We start from the raw sequence: 16,948 nt of genomic DNA on the forward strand, positions 1-16,948 counted from the left end.
GCCCCGGCGCCGGAGAAGACCGCTACTTTCGGCGCTCCGCGCAATCACGGAAGGAAGCGCCGGAGCGCGTCTGGCCCTGAGGTTGCGCGCGGCGCGGCGCGGCGCGCGCATGGGCGCGCGGGGCCGGGCCGGATTCGCGGCTCTCAAGATTGTGATGAGGGCCGGGCGGCGCCGGGCGCCCGCGCCCTGCGGCGGCGCTAGATCTCGAAGACGAGGCAGGTGGTCGTCCCGGTCGCGTAGAGCTTGCCGTCCTCGCCGATCATCCGCCCTTCGGCGGTCGCGGTGCGCCGGCCGACATGGATCGCGGTCCCCTCCGCGCGGATCATCCCGGTGGAGATCGTGGCGGCGCGGAGGATGTTGATCTTGTATTCGAGGGTCGTATAGCCGCGCCCGGCCGGCAGCATCGTCTGCACGGCGCAGCCCATGCAGCTGTCGAGAAGCGTGCCGAACCAGCCGCCATGGACCGAGCCGATCGGGTTGTACGTCTCGAAGGTCGGCGCGCCGGCGAAGACGACGCGCCCCGCCTCCGCTTCGACCAGATTGAAATTCAGCGTCGCCGCGATCGGCGCGGGGGGGACGGCGCCCTCCATGATCCCGCGGATGAACTCGAGACCGCTCATGCGGCGCAGAACGTCCGAATCGAAACGGGCGGCGGGCGCTTGCGGTGACTGCCTCATGACGGCTCCTGAACGATTGCCGGGCCGGTATCTCCCACCAATCCGCCCGGCGTGGCAAGCCTTGGGGCGGCTTTCGGCCATGGGCGCGGCGCGCGCTTGAAACCGGGGGCCCGCTCGCCCATTCTCCGCGCCGTTCACAGGATCGAGGAGCCACCGATGCGTCTCAGCGCGCCGATCTTCGCCGCCGGTCTGCTGGCGGCCTCCGCGCCGTTCGCCGCGGCCGACACGCCGGTCTGCGGTCAGCCCTACACCGTCGCGCGGGGCGACACGCTGCAAAAGATCGCCGCCGAGGTCTATGGGCCGGAGGCGTCCTATTATCCGCTCTACAAGGTCAACCGCGCCGTGATCGGCCGCGATTCCTCGCTGATCGAAGTCGGGATGGTGCTGCGGATCCCCTGCCCCGACCCGGAGGCTGACGGCGCCGAGGCGCCATCCGCGCTCCCCTCCGCTCCCGAGCCGACGCCAACCGAGCCGGACGCGCGGGAGGAGCCGCCGATGGGCGGGCCCGCGCCCGCGCCCATGCCCGGCGCCGCCCTGGACGACGCCCCCCTGGACGGCGCCGCCAGCGCCGGATCCGACGCGCCGGAGGGCGCCGAGGCGCCTGCGCCCGAGAGCGCCGCCGCCCCGGCCCCGCCGGCGCCGGCGCGCCCGCTCCTGATCCTCGCCGCCACGGGCTGGGCGCCGTTCCTCGACAGCGCCCTTCCCGGCGGCGGCATGATCGCGGAGATTCTGAGCGCGGCGCTCTCGCGCGAGATCGGCGAGGACGGGTTTCGCATCGATTTCATCAACGACCGCGCCGCGCATCTCCGCCCGCTCCTCGCCGATCACGCCTATGATCTCTCGATCGCGTGGCTTCGCCCCGATTGCGGGCGCGCGGCGACGCTGGCGGCGGCGGAGGCCGCGCGCTGCGCCCAGCTGGCCTGGTCGGCGCCGCTCTTCGAGCAGGTGGTCGGCTATTACACCCGCGCCGCGGAGGCCGCGCCGGCGACGCACGCGGCGCTCAGGGGCCGCCGGTTCTGCCGGCCGGCCGGCTTCTCCACCTTCATGATGGACGAGGCCGGGCTCACCCCGCCCGCGATCGCGCTGAAGACGCCGGCGACGGCGGAGGCCTGTTTCGCGATGCTGCTGGACAACGAGGTCGATGTGGTCGTGGTCGCCACCCCGGTCGCGGATCAGGCGCTGAGCCGGCTTTCCGCCCATGACGAGGTGGCGGAGCAGCCGCAGCTCGCCGCCGCCGCGACGCTTCACGCCGTGAGCGCCGCCGACAATCCGCGCGCCGACGCGGCGCTCGCGCGGATCGACGAGGGGCTTCGCCGGATCCGGGAGGACGGAACCTGGCTGGAGATCGTCCGGCGCGGCCTCACCGCGCATGCGCGCCGGAGCGCCCGGCGCTAGGTCGGGCCCGGCGCGGGATCAGGCGTCGTCCAGCAGCGCGAGGAGCCGCACGGCGGCGAGAAAGTCCCGCTCCTTTCGCGCCGCGATCTCGGCGGCGGCGGCGTCCCTGCCCCATTGCTCCTCCTGCCAGGTCTCGTCGATCCGGCTCGCGCGCCAGCCCTCCGCCGCCGGGAGCCGCCCCGCCGCCACCGCCAGCGCGATGACGAGCGAGCCCGAGAGCGCGGTGAGGTCGTAAAGCGCGGTGAGGCGGAAGGCGTCATGCGCCGCCACCGCCGCCGCGAGGTTGCGCCGCCCGTCCTCGGGCTGGAGCGTCGGCATCACCCCGGTGGTGACCACCAGCCGCGCGTCCAGCGTCGACGCGGCCCAGTCCACCAGCGGGTCCCAGGCCGCCGCCTGGCGCGCGCGGAGCGCCTCCGGCGCCTCCGCCCGGTAGGAGACGAGGTCGGTCCCGCCATAGGCGGCGACGATCTCGACCACCGCGCCATGTTCGGGCCCGGTCCGGTCGATGGCGGTGTTGACGGCGCGGGTGATCGGCATCTCGGCCGGGTTCACGCGCTCTTCCTGCGCCATCCACTCCTCGGCGGCGGCGATGGCGAGCGCGCGGGTCGGGGCGAAAAAGCCCGCCTTCGCCGGGGTGCGGATCGGCCTGCCGTCCAGCGTCACCGTCCATCCGGCCTCGGCCGGGGCCGCCTCCGCAATCTTGTAGAATCGTTTCACGCCAGTCCTCTTCGCTCCATCATACGCGCGCCCGGACACATACAGGCCGCCGGCGGGCGGCGAAACCCGCGCCGGCGCGCGGGCCATCACGTTCTGACCCGCCCCGCTGGACAAGAGGGCGCAAAAGATTCACCGTCCCGCGACTCGCGCGCGCAGGAGGACCGCATGATGGCGGATGAACCGGATGATCTCGACTCTCCCGTCGGCTACGCCTCGCCGCCCTGTTTCATGCATGAGATCGACCCCGGCTACGCCGGCCTCACCGTGACCGACGAGCAGGCGCGCCGCGACGTGGCGCGCTGGCGGAAGGCGGAGCGGGAGCGCCTGATCGCGCTTCGCCTCGCGTTTTCGGTCGAGACGCGGCGCGGCTTCGACGCGCGGATCGGCGCGGCGCTCGACGCGGCGCTCGGCGATGTGCGCGGCAAGACCGTCGCCACCTATTGGCCGTTCCGGGGCGAGCCCGATCTGCGCGGCTGGATGGAGCGGGTGATCGCGCGGGGCGGCGCCTGCGCGCTGCCGGTGGTGGTGAAGAAGGCGGCGCCGCTGATCTTCCGGCCCTGGCGGCCCGGCGCGGCGATGGAGCGCGGGGTCTGGAACATTCCGATCCCGTCTGAGGGGCCGGAGATCGCGCCCGACATCGTCATCTCGCCGGTGGTCGGCTTCGACCGGGAGCGCTATCGGCTCGGCTATGGCGGCGGTTATTACGACCGGACCATGGCCGCGGCCCCGGAGGGGACCCGGCTGATCGGCGTCGGCTATGCGGCGCAGGCGATCGCCACGATCTATCCGCAGAGCTACGACATCCCGATGGACGAGATCCTGACCGAGGACGGGCCGGTCGGCTAGCGGCGCTCAGGCGCCGCGGTTATGGGTCTTCTCGTAGAGCCGCGCCACGATCCGGCTCGCCGTCTTCTGGAACAGGAACGGCAGGATCGAATGGACCAGCGCGGCGCCCGCCGCCGCGAACAGCATCCCCGAGAATTTCAGCGCGAACATGAAATGCTCGCCGAAGGTTTCATCTACGGACGCGGGGTGCGCGGTGAAAAGGGTGACGATGCGGCTCATTCAGGTCTCCATCCGGGTGCGGAGGCGATCATGCCCGGTTCGGCGCAGGCGTTCCTCCCATTCTCAGGGCGATCGGGCTTGAGATCGAGAATATTTCCCATGATACTGCGCGTCTGATGGATATTGATGAAATAGACCGGCGAATCCTGCGCCAGCTGCAACGCGATTGCGCGCTTCCGCTCGAGGAGCTCGGCGCCCGGATCGGCCTGTCGCGGAACGCGGTCTGGCGGCGGGTGAAGCGGCTGGACGAGGCCGGGATCATCCGGCGCCGCGTCGCCCTGCTGGCGCCGGAGACGGTGGGGCGCGGGCTTCAGGTCTTCATCGCGGTGCGCACCAGCGCGCATGAGCCGGACTGGCTGGAGCGGTTCGCGAAGGCGGTCCGGGACATGGATGAGATCATCGGCGCCTATCGGATGACCGGCGATCTGGATTACCTGATTCGGGCCCGCGTCGCCGACATCTCCGATTACGACGCGCTCTATCAGCGCCTGATCCGGCGCGTGCCGATGGCCGACGTCTCCGCCAGCTTCGTCATGGAGGAGATCAAGGAGACCACGGCGCTCCCGCTCTGACCCGCGCGCGGCCAGACGCAAAAACCCCCCGCGCGGGCGCGCCGCGCGGGGGGCTGGTCTGTCTTGAGCGCGAGCCTGGGCCCGCGCGACCGCTCAGGCGGCGGCGCGGCGGCGGCGGGCGCCGATCAGGCCGAGCAGCGCGAGCGGCGCGAAGAACAGCGCCAGCGCCGGCGGAAGCGGAACCGCGTTCACGCTGATCTCGGCGATGTCGAAGCCGTCCGTCACCTTGTTGGCGTTGTAGCTGCCGGCGAAGTTGGTCATCGTGGTGTCGAGAAAGGTCAGCGAGGAGAACGGGCCGCCCGAGAAAGCGATCTCGAACGCCGCGCCGTTCGCGCCGCTCGACGGGTTGCTGATCGTGAAGCCGCTCTCCGAGGAGAAGCTGCCGTCGTTGAACAGCTCGCCGGCCAGATCAGCGCCGAAGAACACCTGCGCCGATTCCGGGAACGCCGAGTTCGGCGTGCCGAAGGTGACCTCGAGCACGGTCGCCGGGCTGAGAAGGGTGAGCGGGCTGACGTCGATCGTCAGGCTGCCGCCGTCGCCGAGCGAATAGAAGCTCGCGGTGTCGCCGTCATAGATGTTGTCGACGTCGAAGCGCGAGGCCGGCGCCGCGACGCCGTCGGCGACATCGCCGGTCGCGGTGACGTTGGCCTGGGTGATGGTGAAGGCGCTCGCCGTGAAAGGAAGCGCGAGGAGGCCGGCCGCAAGCGCGGCGGTCTTGAGAGAGACGTTCATGCTGGATTCCCCAAAAGCAAAGTCGACTTCATTCCGCGGAGCGCCACACGTCCCGCTTACACATTTCGGTGAAATAGGATAAAATTCATTCAATGTCGATTTAATTATCGGGTAAACGCAAATTACAACTCACAGTTGATCCATCCGTCGATCCAGAGAATCCGCCGCTCACCGCCTTGCCGAAAGGAAGCCCGATGACCCTGTCCCGACGCCATTTCATCGCCGCCGCCGCCGCCGCCATTCCCTGCGCCGCGCGCGCCGCGAACGGGGCGTTCGCCGCCGAGGGCGGCGAGATCGCCGTGCGTCCGGTCGCGCACGCGTCCTTCGTGATGGAGACTCCGGCCGGGGTCTTTCACGTCGATCCGGTCGGCGAGCCGGGCGCCTACGCGGCCTTTCCGGCGCCCGATTTCATCCTCGTCACCCATGAGCATGGCGACCATTTCAACCCGGACACGCTGACCGCGCTCCTCGGCGAGAAGACGCGGCTGATCACCAATCCGGCGGTTCACGGCATGTTGCCGGCCCCGCTCCAGGCCCGCGCCGCCGCCATGGCCAATGGCGAGACCGCCGAACATGACGGGTTCCGCATCGGCGCCGTTCCCGCCTACAACACCACGCCGGAGCGGATGAAGTTTCACCCCCAGGGGCGGGACAACGGCTATGTGCTCGATCTCGCGGGGCGGCGGGTCTACATCTCCGGCGACACCGAGGATATCCCGGAGATGCGCGCGCTGGAGCGGATCGACATCGCCTTCGTCTGCATGAACCTGCCGTTCACGATGGACGCCGCCGCCGCCGCCTCCGCGGTGACGGCGTTCGCGCCGCGCCATGTCTATCCCTATCACTACCGAGGCCGGGACGGCGGCACGCAGGACCCGGCGGCGTTCGCGCGCCTGGTCGGCCCGGGAATCGAGGTGGAGATGGGCGGCTGGTACGACTGACGCGGGCCGGGCGCCCTGACCGGCGCCTATCTCACCCCTTCGACGACGACGAGGTCGCGCTTCGACGATTGTCTGGCGAAGACCAGCGCCTCCTGATAGCGAGGGCTGTCATAGCAGGCGCAGGCCGCCTCGAAGCTGGGGAAGACGGCGACGACGTTGCGCGCGCGCTCGGCGCCCTCGAGCTGCCGGTGGCGGCCCGAGCGCGCGAGGAACTCGCCGCCATGCGCGGCGATCGCCTCGGTCGCGATCCCGGCGTATTTCGCGTAGAGGTCGGGGTTGGTCACCTCGACATGGGCGATCCAGTAGGCCTTCATTTCACCGCCTCCAGCAGCCGCTCGACCGCGGCGATCGCCTCGGGCGCCTTCGAGGGATCGGCGCCGCCGGCCTGGGCGAGATCCGCCCGCCCGCCGCCGCCGGCGCCGCCGAGCGCCGCCGACGCCGCGCGGACCAGATCGACGGCGGAGACGCGCCCGGTCAGATCCTCGGTCACGCCGACCGCGGCCGCGGCCTTGCCGCCGGAATCCGCGACCAGCAGCACGACGCCGGAGCCGATGCGGGCCTTCATCTCGTCGACCAGCCCGCGCAGATCCTTCGGCGAGACGCCGCTCAGCGTCTGCGCCAGCAGGGTCACGCCGCCGATCTCGCGCGTCTCGGGCGCCGCGCCGCCGCCGCCGCCGAGCGCGATGGTCTTGCGCAGCTCCGCGATCTCGGCCTGAAGCGCCTTGCGCTCATCGAGGAGCGCGCGCGCCCGCGCCGCCACCTCTTCGGGGCGGGTCTTCAACGTCAGCGCCGCCTCCGACAGAGCGTGGTCGCGCGCCGAGAGATAGTCGAGCGCGGCCTCCCCGGTCAGCGCCTCGATCCGCCGGACGCCGGCGGCGGACGCGGCCTCGCCGGTGATGACGAAAAGCCCGATCTCCCCGGTCGCGCCGACATGAGTGCCGCCGCAAAGCTCCATCGAATAGATCCGCCCGGTCGGCCCGGTCTCGCCCTCGGGGCGCTCGCCCATGGAGACGACGCGCACCTCGTCGCCGTAGCGCTCGCCGAACAGCGCCTGCGCGCCGAGCGCGCGGGCCTCGTCCGGCGTCATCAGGCGCGTGGTCACCGGCGCGTTCTGGCGGATATAGGCGTTCACCTCGCGCTCGACGGCGCGGATCTCCTCAAGGGTCATCGCGCTGGCGTGGCTGAAATCGAAGCGGAGATGGTCCTCCGCGTTGAGGGAGCCGCGCTGCGCCACATGCGCGCCGAGATGGCCGCGAAGCGCCTCGTTCAGGAGATGGGTCGCGGAGTGGTTGGCCTGGATCGCGGCGCGGCGCGCGCCGTCGATGGCCAGCTCCGCGCCGGCGCCGACGCGGATCTCGCCCTCGGTCACCTCGATCATATGCGCGAAGACGCCCTGCATCTTCTTCACGTCGGTGACGCGCGCGGCGCCGGAATCGGTGCGGATCTCGCCGCTGTCGCCGACCTGGCCGCCGCTCTCGGCGTAGAACGGGGTCTGGTTCAGCACCAGCGCGCCGGTCTCGCCGGCGGCGAGGGACGTCGCCTCGGCGCCTTCGCGCACCAATGCGAGGATCTGGCCTTCGGCGGTCCCGGTCTCGTAGCCGAGGAATTCGGTGGCGCCGTGCGCCTCCGCGAGGTCGAACCAGATCGCGGCGTCGGCGGCCTCGCCGGAGCCGGCCCAGGCCGCGCGGGCCTTCGCCTTCTGCTCAGCCATCGCGGCGTCGAAGCCGGCGGTGTCCACGGCGCGGCCCTTCTCGCGGAGCGCGTCCTCGGTCAGGTCCAGCGGAAAGCCGTAGGTGTCATAGAGCCGGAACGCGGTCTCGCCCGGCAGCGCCGCGCCCTCCGGCAGCGTCTCCACCGCCTCCTCCAGCAGGCCGAGCCCGCGGTCCAGCGTCTTGCGGAACCGGGTCTCCTCCAGCGCGAGGGTCTCCTCGATCATGGACTGCGCGCGGCCGAGCTCGGGGAACGCCTGCCCCATTCCCCGCACCAGCGCCGGCACCAGCCGGTGCATCAGCGGCGCCTCGACGCCGAGAAGATGCGCGTGGCGCATCGCCCGGCGCATGATCCGGCGCAGCACATAGCCCCTGCCCTCGTTCGAAGGGAGCACGCCGTCGGCGATCAGGAAGCTGGTGGACCGGAGATGGTCCGCGATCACCCGGTGATGGATGTTGCCCGGCCCGTCCGGCGCGACGCCCGACGCGGCGGCGGAGGCCTCGATCAGGCTCCGCAGGAGGTCGGTGTCGTAATTGTCATGCTTGCCCTGCAGGACCGCGCCGATCCGCTCCAGCCCCATTCCGGTGTCGATCGAGGGTTTGGGCAGATCGGTGCGCGAGCCGTCCTCGTGGCTCTCATACTGCATGAAGACGAGGTTCCAGATCTCGATGAACCGGTCGCCGTCCTCCTCCGGGCTGCCCGGAGGGCCGCCGGCGACCTCCGGCCCGTGATCGTAGAAGATCTCCGAGCAGGGCCCGCAGGGGCCGGTCGCACCCATCGACCAGAAATTGTCCGAGGTCGCGATCCGGATGATCCGGTCGTCGGAGAGGCCGGCGTATTTTTTCCAGATCCGCGCGGCCTCCTCGTCGTCGTGATAGATGGTGACGAGGAGCTTCTCCTTCGGCAGGCCGAACTCCTTGGTGAGGAGATCCCAGGCGAGCGGGATCGCCTGCTCCTTGAAGTAGTCGCCGAAGCTGAAATTCCCCAGCATCTCGAAAAACGTGTGATGGCGGGCGGTGTAGCCGACATTGTCGAGGTCGTTGTGCTTGCCGCCGGCGCGCACGCATTTCTGGCTGGTCACGGCGCGGCTGTAGTCGCGATGCTCAAGCCCGGTGAAGACGTTCTTGAACTGCACCATGCCGGCGTTGGTGAACATCAGCGTCGGATCGTTCCGCGGCACGAGGGGCGAACTCGGGACGTGGGTGTGGCCGTTCTTCTCGAAATAGTCGAAGAAGGTGGACCGAATTTCGTTGAGACTGACCATCTGCCGCTTGCTCCCTCGGCGGCGCACGCGGGCCGCGCCACTTCTCTGAACCGGATCGGCGTTCTAGCGAGCGGAGGGTGCGCTGTCCACAGGACGCCGCGCGCCGGATGGCGGGCGCGGGCCCGGCCCCCGCTTCGGGTCAGCGAAGCCGGGCGATCCTGTCGGTCAGGAGGGCGAAGACCCCGCGCGCGTCGAGGGAGCCGACGACATGGGCGTTCGCATCCCGCTTCAGCGCGCCGTTCCAGTCGATCGTGCTGCGGCCGCGGAGCGGGCCAGGGCCGGTTTCGATCTCGACGAAGCAATCGCGCCCCGAGAAAAGCTCCGGCGCGAGCAGCCACGCGACCGTGCAGGGGTCGTGCATCGGATAGGCGCCCGGGCCGGGGCGCCCGGCGCGGGGCCGGGCCATCATGCCGTGAACCGCGCGCCCCGACGCGGTCCCGAGCGCCGCGAGGCGTTCGAGCTCGGCCCCGGTCGGGACGGCGGCCTGCGTGACCTGAAGGCCGAACATGACGATGGGAACCCCGGCGCCGAAGACGATGGCGGCGGCGTGCGGATCGACATGGAAATTGAACTCCGCGGCCGGCGTCACGTTGCCGAGATCCCGCGCGCCGCCCATCAGCGCGATCCGTTCGATCCGCCCGGCGACGTCGGGCGCGAGCCGGAGCGCCAGCGCGATGTTGGTGAGCGGGCCGAGCGCGCAGATCGTCAGCTTCTCCGGGCTGTCGCGGAGAGCCGCGATCAGCGCCTCGACGCCGCGCCCGCTGGCCGGGGCGCCGGCGGGCGGCGGCAGCCCCGCCCCCGCCAGCCCGTCCGGCCCGCAGACCGCGCTCGCGGTTTCGAGCGGGAAGAGAAGCGGCCGGTCGGCGCCGGCGTGGACCGGAACCCGCTCCCGCCCCGCCAGCTCGACGACGCGGAGCGCGTTGGCGGTGGTCCGCGCCAGATCGACATTGCCGGCGACGGTGACGATCGCCCGGACATCCAGCTCCGGCGACGCCAGCGCCAGCAGGATCGCCACCGCGTCGTCCTGCCCCGGATCGGTGTCGATGATGACGGGAAGGCGCATGCGCTCAGCCCTTTCCACTTTCGTCGGCCTTTCCGCGCTCGCCGGTCATGATCATCTCGCTGAGATCCGCCGGCGTCAGCCCCGCGACGCGCCGGTCGGCCACCTTGCGGCCCGCCTTGAGGATCGCCACCCGCGTCGCCACCTTCGCCACGTCGACCATGTTGTGGCTGACGAGGATGATCGTGCGCCCCTCGGCCTGCAGCCGGGCGATCAGGCCGAGCACCTGCGCGGTCTCCTTCACGCCGAGCGCGGCGGTCGGCTCGTCCATGATGATGATCCCGGCGTCCCAGAGCAGCGCGCGCGAGATCGCCACCGCCTGCCTCTGGCCGCCGGAGAGCCCCTCGACCGGGCGGCGCATGTCGTCGATGTTCACCGCGAGGCGCTCCAGATAGCCGCGCGCCTCGCGGGCCATCCGCGGCTTGTCCAGGATCCGGATGAAGGGAAGCCCGACGCTTCGCCGGAGCTCCGCCCCCATGAAGACGTTCTCATGGATCGAGAGCCGCGGCGCCAGCGCGAGATCCTGATAGATGGTGGCGACGCCCTTGGTCAGCGCGTCATGCGGCGAGCGGAACGAGACCGCCTCCCCGTTCAGGGTCATGGCGCCGGCGGTCGGCGGCTCCGCCCCGGAGATGATCTTGATCAGGCTCGACTTGCCGGCGCCGTTGTCGCCGCAGATCGCCAGCACGTCGCCCGGCATCACCGCGAGATCGATCGATTCGAGCGCGGTGACGGCGCCGTATCTCTTGCCGATTCCGGTCAGTTCGAGCAGCGGGCGGCGGGCGGGCGATTCATCGAACATGGCGCTCGGCTCCGGGGATGGGCCGGGCGCGGAACCGGCCGCGCCCGGCGAGAGAGGTCATTTCGGCAGAAAATCCGCCACGTTGCTCTGATCGACCAGCACCGAATCGACAAAGAGATAGGGGCCGGCGGCGATCTCCTCGACCGGCTCGCCCTTGACCACGACCCGGTCGATCACATCGACCGCCCGCTCGCCCATCGTCTCGTAGGGGATCGAGACGCTGGCGAGCAGCGTGCTCTCGGGGTCGGCGATCCGGCGGTAGGTCTCCTCGCCGCCATCGACGGAGACGAGCGGGATCTCGCCCTTCTTCACGCCTTCCGCCACCAGCAGATCGTCGATGATGTAGGCCTGCCCGTCGAACGAGGCCCAGACGCCGTCGATCTCGCCCTGATTCTGCAGCAGGAGCGCCCGCATGCCGCTGCGGACCTCGTCGCGCCAGCTCTTGGTGCGCGCCATCGAGAAGGCGCCGGCGACGGCGACGCCGGTGTTCTCGGAGAGAACCTGATCGAGGATCTTGCCGCGGATCCGGGTCGCGACGTTCATCTCGAAGCGGCACTCCAGCAGGTTCCCCTGATAGCCCATCCGCCCGAGGAGATAGAGCGCCGCCTCGGCGCCGACCTGATATTCGTTGCTCTGCACCTCGAGCAGCGCGTGCGGGCTCGATCCGGACTGCACGGTGACGACCGGCACCCCGGCCTCCTTCGCCGCGAGGAACTGGGCGTCCGCCTCGACCGGCTTGCCCATGGCGACGATGATCGCGTCGACGCCCTTGGCGATCAGCGCGTCGAACTGCTCGGCGTGTTTCGGCAGCGCGCCTTCGGAGTTGAGGAGCGTCACGTCCCAGCCCTTCGCCTCCGCCGCCGCCGCGGCCGCGTTGGCGACGCGGGCGTGGGTCTCGGACGAGAACTGAAAGCCGATCACTCCGATCTCGAACGCGCCCGCCGCTGTCGCGCCGAGAAGGAGCGCGAGCGCGCCGCCGGCGAGAGTTCTCCATGTCGTCATCGCTTGAACCTCCTGTTGTCGGGTCTGGTTTTACGCGGCGTCACACCGTGAACGCCACCTTCTTCGTCACGCTGGCCGAAAACGCGACCGAGCCGATGATGATCAGGCCGAGGATGATGTCCTGCCAGTAATAGGCGACGCCGAGGAGGACGAGGCCGTTGCCGAGCACCTTGAGCGCGAAGGCGGCGAAGAGCGTGCCGGGAACGTTGGGATGGCCCGGCCGGAACATCGTCATGCCGAGAAGCACGGCCGCGATCGCGTAGAGGAAATAATCCCCCGCCATGCTCGGCGCGGCCGAGGAGAGGCTGGCCGCGAGCAGCACCGCCATCACCGCCGCCAGCACCCCGGAGAGGGTGAGGCCGAGCCGCTTCATCCGCGCGGTCCGGATTCCGGCGAGGCGCGCCGCCTCCACCGCTTCGCCGGTCGCCTTCATGTGGGCGCCGGTCCGGGTCCAGCCGATCAGGACATAGGCGAGCGCGCCGCAGCCGAGCATCCAGAGCACGAGATAGGGCACCCCGAAGACCGCGCCGCGGGCGATGCCGGTGAACTCCGCCGGCCAGCGCCCGACGAAGGCGACGCCCTGGGTCAGCATGTAGCCGAGCCCCTTGGCCACCGCCGCGACTCCAAGCGTCATGATCAATGACGGAATGCGCAACCGGGTGACGCCGAAGCCGTTGAACGCCCCCGCCGCCCAGCCGATCGCCAGCGCCGCGCCGACCGCGACGACGGGCGGCCAGCCGCCATGAACCAGCGCGCCGCAGGCGACGGCGGCGAGGCTGGCGACGTCGGCGATGGAGAGATCCAGCTCGGAGACCACCAGCGCCAGCGTGAAGCCGAGCCCCAGTATGGCGAGAAAGCTGGTGTCCTTCAGCACGTTCGCCAGATTGGACGGCGTCGCGAATTTCGGCGCGAAGATCACGAAAAACAGGATCATCGCCGCGCCGGCGATTGCGGTTCCATAGGTCTCGATCACGCGTCGCATTCCGGGTCCGCCATCTTCGCCGCACTCAGCGGCCTTGCATCCACGAAGCGGCGCCGCGCCGCAAGCCCGATTTCAGGGCGCCCCGCTCCGCCCGAGCGCCGCCGAGATCGGCGCCAGCGCATGATGGGCCGCGAGAAAGAGCGGGCGGAGCCGCTCATAGCGCGCGCGGGCTCCGGCGTCCGGCGCGTGGCGGCGGCGGATCGCGACCATGGCGTCCTGCGCCGCGTCCAGCGACGCGAAGCGGCCGAGCGCGGTCAGCGCCGCCGCGGCGCAACCGATCAGCCCCGGCTCCGCCGCGCGGGTGGTCAGCACCGGGCGCGCGCAGATATCGGCCTTGATCTGCGCCCAGACCGGGCTCGCCGCGCCGCCGCCGCCGAAGCGGATCTCGGAGACGGGCCGCCCGATCGCGGCCTCGGCTCGCTCCAGCACGATCTGGTTCAGGAAGGCGACGCCCTCCATCACCGCGTAAAGGCAATCGGCCGGCCCGTGCGCGCGGTCGAGGCCGATGAAGCCGCCGCGGAGCGCCGGGTCCCACCAGGGCGTCCGCTCGCCGTTGAGATAGGGCAGAAAAAGAAGCGGCGCCTCGCTGCGGGGCCCCGCCAGAATCCGCGCCGCCGCCGCGCCCGCCTCGCCCGGCGCGACCGCGCCACCGGTGAGGAGGCCGAGCGCCCAGAGCAGCGTGTCGCCGCCGCACTGGCTCGGCCCGCCGAGCTGATGCGCCCCCCGCCCCCAGGCGACGCTCATCAACCCGTCCGCGGCGGCGGGCTCGCGCGAGAAGACGCCGAAGACCTCGGTGGTCCCCGAGAGGTCATAGGCGCGCCCCGCCCGCATCGCCCCGAGGCCGAGCGCGGCCGCCCATGTGTCATGCGCGAGGGAAACCACCGGCGCCCCCGCCAGCCGCCCGAGCGCGCCCGGCGCGTCGGCGCGGACCGGCCCGATGATCCGGCCCGGCGCCAGAATCTCCGGCGCGAGATCGCCGCGAAGCCCGAGCGCGCCGAACAGGCCTGCCGAGGCGGAGAGCCGCGCCGCGGAGATCGGGTCGCTGACGACGCGCCCGGTCAGCATCGCGTTGAGATAATCTTTCGGGTCCACCACCGCGACGGCCGCCGCCAGACGGTCCGGCTCACGCCGGCCGAGCCAGAAGAGCCGGGCGAGCGGGTGGAACGCGTTCAGCCCCGCCGTCTCCGGATGCGCGGCGGGCGCGCGCGCGCGGATCTCCTCCATCAGCGCCTCGGCGCGGCTGTCGGAAAACATGATCGCCGGGCGCACCGGCCGCAGCGCCGCGTCGAGCAGGACCTGGGTCCGGGTGAAGCCGGTGATCGCCACGGCGGCGACGGCGCTCAGCCCCTCCGCGTCCCGCTCCGCCAGCGCGGCGACGAGGCGCTCCAGCCCGCGCCACCAGTCCTCGGGGGCGCGCTCATGGGCGGCGCTCCCGCTCGGCTCGGCGGCGAAGGCCGTGACGGCGCCGGCGGCGTCCACCAGCCCGGCGCGAAAGGTCGCGCCGCCCAGATCGCAGGCGAGAACCGTTTGCTTCATCGCAGCCCCCCGGCGGCCCGGCGCCGCGCTTTTCACGCCGCCGTCGCGGAGATGGCGGATATCTCAAAACCCGGCGCTTGAAAACAACCGGGCGTCATTGACATGCGCGCGGCGCGGCGAAACTCTCCCGCCGCAAGCGAAGGAGAATGCGATGCGGTATCTGGTTCTGGGGGTCGGCGCGGTCGGCGGATATTACGGGGCGCGAATGGCGGCGGCCGGCGCGGACGTCACCTTTCTGGTCCGCCCGAAGCGGCGCGACCTCTTGAAGAAGAACGGGCTTCAGGTCGTCAGCCCGCTCGGCGACCTGAAGATCGAGCCGAACCTGATCACCGCCGGAGAGAAGGCGGCGCCTTTCGACATCGTCATCCTCACCTGCAAGGCCTATGACCTGGAGGCGGCGGCGGCGGATATCGCGCCCTATGTCGGCCCCGACACGCTCATCGTTCCGCTTCTCAACGGAATCTCGCATCTCGATTACCTGCAAGTGAAATTCGGCGAGGAGAAGATCCTCGGCGGCGCGGTTCACATCGGCGGGACTCTCCGGGACGACGGCGCGATCATCCACATGAACCGGCTGAACGACATCCGCTTCGGCCGGCTCGACGGCGGCCAGTCCCCGGCCTGCGACGCGCTGAAGGCGGCCTTCTCCGGGACCACGGTGAACGCGATCCACACCCCCGCCGTGGTGCAGGCGATGTGGGACAAATACGTGTTCCTCGCCAGCATCGCCGCGGCGACCTGCCTGATGCGCGCCAGCGTCGGCGTCATTCTCAAGACGCCAGAGGGCCGCGCGCTGATCGAGGGGCTCCTCGCCGAGACCACCGCGATCGCGGCGTCGGAAGGGCGCAAACCCGGAATGGAGGCCGTCGCCTCTTGCCGGGGGATGCTGTTCGACGAGGACTCGAAATCGACCGCGTCGATGATGCGCGACGTGGAGCGCCGGGCGCCGACGGAGAGCGAGCATATCATCGGCCATCTGATCGGCCTCGCCAAGGAGAACGAGGTCAGGACCCCCTATCTCGCGCTCGCGCACAGCCACCTCGTCGCCTATGAAATCCGCCGCGCGCAGGACTGGGCCGGCGCATGAGGAGCCGCCGATGACCCATCATCACCTGAAACCGAGCGTCGAGACCTGCCATTGGGGGTTTTTCGAGGCGACGATCCCCCCCGCCCTCACGATCCGGAGCGGCGACCGGGTGACGATCGCGTCGATCTCCGGCGGCCCGGACGTGTTGCCGCCGGACGGCTTTCACGTCCCGCCCGAGCTTCTCGAGGTTCACGCCCGCTCCGAGCGGATGACCCCCGGCCATATCCTCACCGGCCCGATCCGGGTCGAGGGGGCGCGGCCCGGCGACGTGCTCGAGGTCAGGATCGGCGATATCCGGTTCCGGCAGGACTGGGGCTATAATTTCATCAAGCCGCTGATGGGGACGCTGCAGGACGATTTTCCCAAGCCGCGCCATCTCACCATCCCGCTCGATCTCGAGGCGAAGACCGCCCGGCTGCCCTGGGGGCTCGATCTGCCGCTGCGGCCGTTTTTCGGGGTGATGGGCGTCGCGCCGCCGCCGGAATGGGGGCGGATCACCACGCTGATCCCGCGCGCGCATGGCGGCAACCTCGACAACAAGGAGCTCGGCCCCGGCGCCACGCTCTATCTCCCGGTCATGGTCGAGGGGGCGCTGTTCTCCTGCGGGGACGGCCACGGCGCGCAGGGCGACGGCGAGGTCAACGTCACCGCGATCGAGACCGCGCTCGAAGGCGATTTCGAGTTCGTGCTCCGCAAGGATCTCGGCTTCGCCTATCCGCGCGCGGAGACCGAGACCCATCTCATCACCATGGGCATGGACCCCGATCTCGACCAGTGCGCGGTGATGGCGCTCCGGGACATGATCGCGCTGCTGGGGGAGACCGCCGGGCTCGGGCCGGAGGACGCCTACACGCTCTGCTCGCTCGCGGCGGATCTTCGCATCACCCAGACCGTGAACGGCGCGAAAGGCGTCCACTGCATGCTGGAGAAGACGCTCGCCGGCGGAGGCCGCGATTCGTGAGCGCCCGCCCCCGCCGGGGCCCGGATCGACCCCGCCGGACAACCGTTTGGGGTGGCGGGGCTGACGGCTGGGCGCGGGCCGGGCGCGCCCTCGCCCGCCGGAGACGCCGGCCCGCCCTCCTCATCCCGGCCGCCGATCCGCCCCGCGCCTAAACCGGGCCGGCGCCGTCGCCCGCCCGCTCCCCCGCGCGCGCCGCGCCGCGCTGATAACTCCATTTAATCAAAAACTTGCCGCATATCAGGCGCCGCGCGCGCCCTCCGGCGGCCCGCCGCGGCGCGGCCCCCGCCAGCGCCGCCGCCGGCGGCGCCCGGCGGGGCCCCTCCCCGCTCTCCCGGTTGACTGCGGGAGGTTTCTTTTGCATAGCGCGATGGCTGTCCGGCTCGTTTGTGGGCTGGCTCGAGAGGGGTGGAAGAGGGGCCGATGCTCAACCATGGCGCGTATTTGA

Annotated in this window: 17 protein-coding genes; 6 read left to right on the forward strand and 11 right to left on the reverse strand. The window is 71.0% G+C overall.

All coding sequences use genetic code 11. The features are described 5' to 3' along the window. Nucleotides 1-197: 197 nt before the first annotated feature. The gene (locus WG921_RS11075) at nt 198-677 is read right to left on the reverse strand and encodes a PaaI family thioesterase (RefSeq protein ID WP_340109292.1); all 480 of its coding nucleotides are present in this window, start codon (nt 675-677) and stop codon (nt 198-200) included. Nucleotides 678-833: 156 nt separating this feature from the next. Between WG921_RS11075 and WG921_RS11080 the strand changes: the two genes are divergently transcribed. After that, nucleotides 834-2,072, forward strand: a complete 1,239-nt coding sequence (locus WG921_RS11080; protein ID WP_340109293.1) for a LysM peptidoglycan-binding domain-containing protein — start codon at nt 834-836, stop codon at nt 2,070-2,072. Nucleotides 2,073-2,090: 18 nt separating this feature from the next. On the opposite strand, the gene WG921_RS11085 is transcribed toward WG921_RS11080, so the two are convergent. Then, the gene (locus tag WG921_RS11085; protein WP_340109294.1) at nt 2,091-2,789 is read right to left on the reverse strand and encodes an ATP12 family chaperone protein; all 699 of its coding nucleotides are present in this window, start codon (nt 2,787-2,789) and stop codon (nt 2,091-2,093) included. A 168-nt stretch (nt 2,790-2,957) separates the two neighbouring features. Between WG921_RS11085 and WG921_RS11090 the strand changes: the two genes are divergently transcribed. After that, nucleotides 2,958-3,635 carry a 5-formyltetrahydrofolate cyclo-ligase gene (locus WG921_RS11090; RefSeq protein WP_340109295.1) on the forward strand — a complete coding sequence of 226 codons (678 nt, stop codon included), beginning with the start codon at nt 2,958-2,960 and terminating at the stop codon, nt 3,633-3,635. A gap of 6 nt (nt 3,636-3,641) precedes the next feature. On the opposite strand, the gene WG921_RS11095 is transcribed toward WG921_RS11090, so the two are convergent. Then, nucleotides 3,642-3,854, reverse strand: a complete 213-nt coding sequence (locus tag WG921_RS11095) for a DUF6356 family protein (protein ID WP_340109296.1) — start codon at nt 3,852-3,854, stop codon at nt 3,642-3,644. A gap of 116 nt (nt 3,855-3,970) precedes the next feature. On the opposite strand from WG921_RS11095, the gene WG921_RS11100 reads away from it, so the two are divergent. Further along, nucleotides 3,971-4,426, forward strand: coding sequence for an Lrp/AsnC family transcriptional regulator (locus tag WG921_RS11100; RefSeq protein ID WP_340109297.1), 456 nt, complete (start codon nt 3,971-3,973; stop codon nt 4,424-4,426). Between the two features lie 93 nt (nt 4,427-4,519). Here WG921_RS11100 and WG921_RS11105 read toward each other — a convergent pair whose 3' ends face one another. Continuing rightward, nucleotides 4,520-5,158 (reverse strand): hypothetical protein, encoded by a 639-nt coding sequence (locus tag WG921_RS11105; RefSeq protein WP_340109298.1) that lies wholly within the window; start codon nt 5,156-5,158, stop codon nt 4,520-4,522. A 194-nt stretch (nt 5,159-5,352) separates the two neighbouring features. On the opposite strand from WG921_RS11105, the gene WG921_RS11110 reads away from it, so the two are divergent. Further along, on the forward strand, nt 5,353-6,099 hold the full coding sequence (locus WG921_RS11110) for an MBL fold metallo-hydrolase (RefSeq protein WP_340109299.1): 747 nt from the start codon (nt 5,353-5,355) through the stop codon (nt 6,097-6,099). Between the two features lie 26 nt (nt 6,100-6,125). Here the strand turns inward: WG921_RS11110 and WG921_RS11115 are convergent, their stop codons facing one another. From WG921_RS11115 to WG921_RS11145, 7 genes are all read right to left on the reverse strand, one after another. Further along, complete coding sequence (locus tag WG921_RS11115; protein ID WP_340109300.1) at nt 6,126-6,413, reverse strand: DUF1330 domain-containing protein; 288 nt, start codon at nt 6,411-6,413, stop codon at nt 6,126-6,128. Beyond that, nucleotides 6,410-9,073, reverse strand: a complete 2,664-nt coding sequence (gene alaS, locus WG921_RS11120) for an alanine--tRNA ligase (protein WP_340109301.1) — start codon at nt 9,071-9,073, stop codon at nt 6,410-6,412. The genes WG921_RS11115 and alaS overlap by 4 nt, the downstream gene beginning before the upstream one ends. A gap of 139 nt (nt 9,074-9,212) precedes the next feature. Next, entirely contained in the window at nt 9,213-10,136 is a 924-nt protein-coding gene (locus tag WG921_RS11125) for a nucleoside hydrolase (RefSeq protein WP_340109302.1), read from the reverse strand. Nucleotides 10,137-10,140: 4 nt separating this feature from the next. Continuing rightward, nucleotides 10,141-10,935, reverse strand: a complete 795-nt coding sequence (locus WG921_RS11130; protein ID WP_340109303.1) for an ATP-binding cassette domain-containing protein — start codon at nt 10,933-10,935, stop codon at nt 10,141-10,143. Between the two features lie 57 nt (nt 10,936-10,992). Then, a complete protein-coding gene (locus WG921_RS11135; RefSeq protein WP_340109304.1) occupies nt 10,993-11,937 on the reverse strand; it encodes a sugar ABC transporter substrate-binding protein in 945 nt (314 codons plus the stop codon). A 40-nt stretch (nt 11,938-11,977) separates the two neighbouring features. Further along, nucleotides 11,978-12,919 (reverse strand): ABC transporter permease, encoded by a 942-nt coding sequence (locus WG921_RS11140; protein WP_340109305.1) that lies wholly within the window; start codon nt 12,917-12,919, stop codon nt 11,978-11,980. Between the two features lie 72 nt (nt 12,920-12,991). Beyond that, nucleotides 12,992-14,455, reverse strand: coding sequence for a xylulokinase (locus WG921_RS11145; RefSeq protein ID WP_340109306.1), 1,464 nt, complete (start codon nt 14,453-14,455; stop codon nt 12,992-12,994). Nucleotides 14,456-14,606: 151 nt separating this feature from the next. On the opposite strand from WG921_RS11145, the gene WG921_RS11150 reads away from it, so the two are divergent. Both WG921_RS11150 and WG921_RS11155 read left to right on the forward strand, forming a co-directional pair. After that, the gene (locus WG921_RS11150) at nt 14,607-15,542 is read left to right on the forward strand and encodes a ketopantoate reductase family protein (protein WP_340109307.1); all 936 of its coding nucleotides are present in this window, start codon (nt 14,607-14,609) and stop codon (nt 15,540-15,542) included. Between the two features lie 10 nt (nt 15,543-15,552). Next, nucleotides 15,553-16,503: an acetamidase/formamidase family protein gene (locus tag WG921_RS11155; protein ID WP_340109308.1), complete on the forward strand. Its 951-nt coding sequence runs from the start codon at nt 15,553-15,555 to the stop codon at nt 16,501-16,503. Nucleotides 16,504-16,948: the final 445 nt, after the last annotated feature.

Origin of the sequence: Paludibacillus litoralis (assembly GCF_037646705.1) — a bacterium.
Lineage (GTDB): Bacteria > Pseudomonadota > Alphaproteobacteria > Rhodobacterales > Rhodobacteraceae > Pikeienuella > Pikeienuella litoralis.